At 36.7% G+C, this 3650-nt stretch carries 2 protein-coding genes; both read right to left on the bottom strand.

Going from position 1 to position 3650, the window contains the following annotated elements; all coding sequences use genetic code 11:
* Positions 1-605: 605 nt before the first annotated feature.
* Positions 606-2753, bottom strand: coding sequence for a catalase (locus tag ACY65O_RS12065; RefSeq protein WP_462221105.1), 2148 nt, complete (start codon positions 2751-2753; stop codon positions 606-608).
* A gap of 110 nt (positions 2754-2863) precedes the next feature.
* The gene (locus ACY65O_RS12060) at positions 2864-3409 is read right to left on the bottom strand and encodes a YciE/YciF ferroxidase family protein (RefSeq protein ID WP_462221104.1); all 546 of its coding nucleotides are present in this window, start codon (positions 3407-3409) and stop codon (positions 2864-2866) included.
* Positions 3410-3650 lie beyond the last annotated feature (241 nt).

The following is a 3650-nucleotide window of genomic DNA, read 5'->3' as shown; positions in this document are numbered from 1 at the left end:
CCGGGGTCTCATGCCAGCGCACTAAGGCGCTGCTATGAAGACCCCGTCGGAACGAAAATGGATTGAATAATTTATATAATTCACCTGCCGGAAGAAGTATATCTTTTTTAAACGCCGGGGTCTGATGCCGGCGCATAAAAGCGCTGCTATCAAGACCCCGTCTGAAAGAAAACAATCATCATCATTTAATTATGCAGGATTATTTCTTACCGTTTCGCCGGGGTCTTCACAGCCAAGCAACAAGCGTGGGGTGAGACCCCGGCGTGTAAAAGAAGTTTAAATTTACAAAAGACCACTTTGTAAATTAATAGCAATGGCAATTCGTTATAAATACTCTGATATTTACTCTATGTATTTTTGCGATTTACCTGTTACAACGAGGAGTTGTCGTAAAAATATTAAAGCTCTTTTAAACGCCGGGGTCTCATGCCAGCGCACTAAGGCGCTGCTATGAAGACCCCGTCGGAACGAAAATGGATTGAATAATTTATATAATTCACCTGCAGGAAGAAGTATATCTTTTTTAAACGCCGCGGTCTTATGCCGGCGCACAAAGGCGCTGCTATCAAGACCCCGGCTGAAAGAAAACAATCATCATCATTTAATTATGCAGGATTATTTCTTGCTTCTTCAAATTCCCACACCCTGTGTTTAGCAATAGAGTTAATAAAATATTTTGTAAAACCTGCACCTGATTCATGCAATACCGCAGGATCTTTCTCCATAGTTTTTTTAACATTTGTCAAATCAATAAATGATTCTGTCTGCTTACCAAAAGCTATTGTTTTACAATGCTTGTAAGCTTCGTTTACAAATAAAATGGCGGCCGGTTCTGTCTTTAAAGTATCTATAGATTTTTTACCTGAAGCCACGTAAACTGCATCAAAACAAACACTGCTGGTACTTAGTAATGAATGATCAGGTATAAATGTGGTTTTATCTTCGGCAATAACTGGTGCCATGCTTTTTGCAATCAAATGAACAACTGCACCACCTGCTTTTAGTTTTGCAGCTATATTATTTATGGAAGAGGCATTTACACCGTCGGCTATTAAAAAAGCAATTTGCCTGGTTTTAATATTGTCTTTAATAGTGTTGGCCATGCTTAACTTTTCTGACTTCTTCAACGTCATTTCAAATTCCTTACTTTGATAATCATTCGGGTTAGCATCAGCAGGAAAACTTTGGTTGATGGTACTTTGCGGTTTGATTGGTTTAATCCCTAAATTATCACCTACCTTTTTTGCAAGGTCTTTATTTATAAAAGATAATAAGCCAACCATCCTTTCTCTTATTGCAATTGTTTGCACTTTCGATAATTCAAAAGTTAGTGCATTAATAATATGTTGCTGCTCCGGTAAAGTTTGACTATTAAAAAATAATTTTGCCTGCGAATAATGGTCTATAAAGCTTTTACTTCTGTTCCGTATTTTCTGTCCATCCACCCGTTGGTTGTGTGATGTAAAACCGCCATCTTTTATACTTGCCTGAAAAGGGCAACCGCCAGCTAAACTATTAGGTTCATAACTTACTTTCCCTTTACTAATCATTTGCCGCATCATACCATCCCGTTGATTATTGTGCACTTCATTAATTGAACGGTTAATGGGTAACTCATGAAAATTAGGCGTACCAAGTCGTGACAATTGTGTATCAGTATAAGAAAATAATCTACCCTGCAATAATGGATCGTTACTAAAATCTATCCCTGGCACCAAGTGACCTGGATGAAATGCTACCTGTTCTGTTTCAGCAAAAAAATTATCAGGATTTTTATTTAATGTCATTTTACCAACAATTGTTACCGGTACTAATTCTTCAGGAACCAGTTTGGTTGGATCGAGTAAATCAAATTCAAATTTGTGTTCATCTTCTTCCGGTATAATTTGTAAGCCTAATTCCCATTCAGGAAAAGCACCACTGTCAATAGCTTCGTACAAATCCCTTCGGTGAAAATCTGAATCTTTACCTGAAATCCTGGTAGCTTCATCCCAGCAAACAGCATGAACACCCAACAATGGTTTCCAATGAAATTTTACAAAATGAAATTTACCTTGCTTATTAATTAATTTAAAAGTATGTACCCCAAACCCTTCCATCATCCGTAAACTTCTTGGCAAGGCACGGTCACTCATGGCCCACATAATCATATGTAATGATTCGGGCATTAAAGAAATAAAATCCCAAAAGGTATCGTGTGCAGAAGCTGCCTGCGGCATGCCATGGTCCGGCTCTGGTTTTACAGCATGTACCAGGTCAGGAAATTTCATGGCATCCTGTATAAAAAATACAGGAATATTGTTTCCTACTAAATCGTAATTACCTTCCTGTGTATAAAATTTTACAGAAAAACCCCTTACATCTCTTGCCATGTCTGTAGAACCGGCGCCACCGGCAACAGTAGAGAACCTTACAAAAACAGGTGTCTTTATTGTTGTATCATTTAAAAATCCGGCTCTGGTATATTTGCTTAAGTCTTTGTACAATTCAAAATATCCATGCGCCCCGGAACCTCTTGCATGTACAATTCTTTCGGGTATTCTTTCATGGTCGAAGTGAGTTATTTTTTCTCTTAAAATAAAATCTTCTAAAAGTGTAGCTCCTCTGTCACTATCCTTTAATGAATTTTGATTGTCATTTATTTTAAGTCCCTGGTTAGTTGTTAATGCTTCATTATCATTTATGACAGCAGATTTATATAATTGTTCAATTTTTATATTGCTACCTGCTTTGGGGTTTATTTTCTTTTTCATAATTTTTATTTTATTGCTTTAAAAGAATTAAGGTTGCCTCAAAAAATAAGGCAACCTTTACTTTAATAATCTGGAGTAGTAAAATAATTCTTTATCTCTCCTGATTTTTTTTAATTTTTAATTGCCTCAGAATTTAATGCAGTATCTGCAATAGAAGTAAGCAATTCATCGCATTTCTTTTCCTCGTCTAATGTTTTTAATAAATTTTTTAATGCTGCCTTTTGATCTAAAACTTTTGCAAATGCCGCCAGTGTGCCATAAGTAGCAATTTCATAATGCTCTACTTTTTGCGACGCTGCAATAATACCTGCATCCCTTACCGCACCGGGTTGGGTTTCTTTCATAATTCCTTCGCCCTCTTTTAATAATCCTTCCATGGCATCACATTTTTTTGCCACAGCCTTTTTACCTATAGATTCAAAACATTCTTCTAAACGTGTAACATGTTCTACAGTTTGGGAAAGATGGTCTGCAATAGCTTTTTTTAATTTAGGAGAAGTTGCATTTTTCTCCATCTTTGGTAATGCTTTTGTTAACGCTTTTTCGGCCCAGTAAATATCTTTTAAACTGTCTTCAAAAAGGTCTTCTAACTGCTTGGCAGCATCCTTTTTAGCCGGAGTTTTAGTTGCCGGTGCTTTTTTTGTTTGTGTGTCCATGATTGGTAATTATGATTTAAAATGGTTAAGAAATAATGATTTATAACCCGTAATTCTATGCCATTAAATTTAACAGCTTTTACAAATAATTACTTGGCGTTTCGCCGGGATCTTCACAGCCGGGCTACAAGCGTGGGGTGAGACCCCGGCGTGTAAAAGATGCTTAAATTTACAAAGGCCACTCTTTAAATTAACAACTCATGGCAATTCGTTATAAACATTCTGATATTTACTCCATGTA

Source organism: Ferruginibacter sp., from assembly GCF_031430955.1.
Lineage (GTDB): Bacteria > Bacteroidota > Bacteroidia > Chitinophagales > Chitinophagaceae > Ferruginibacter.
The sequence above is the reverse complement of the archived record's forward strand: the minus strand, read 5'-3'. Positions and strand labels throughout refer to the sequence as shown.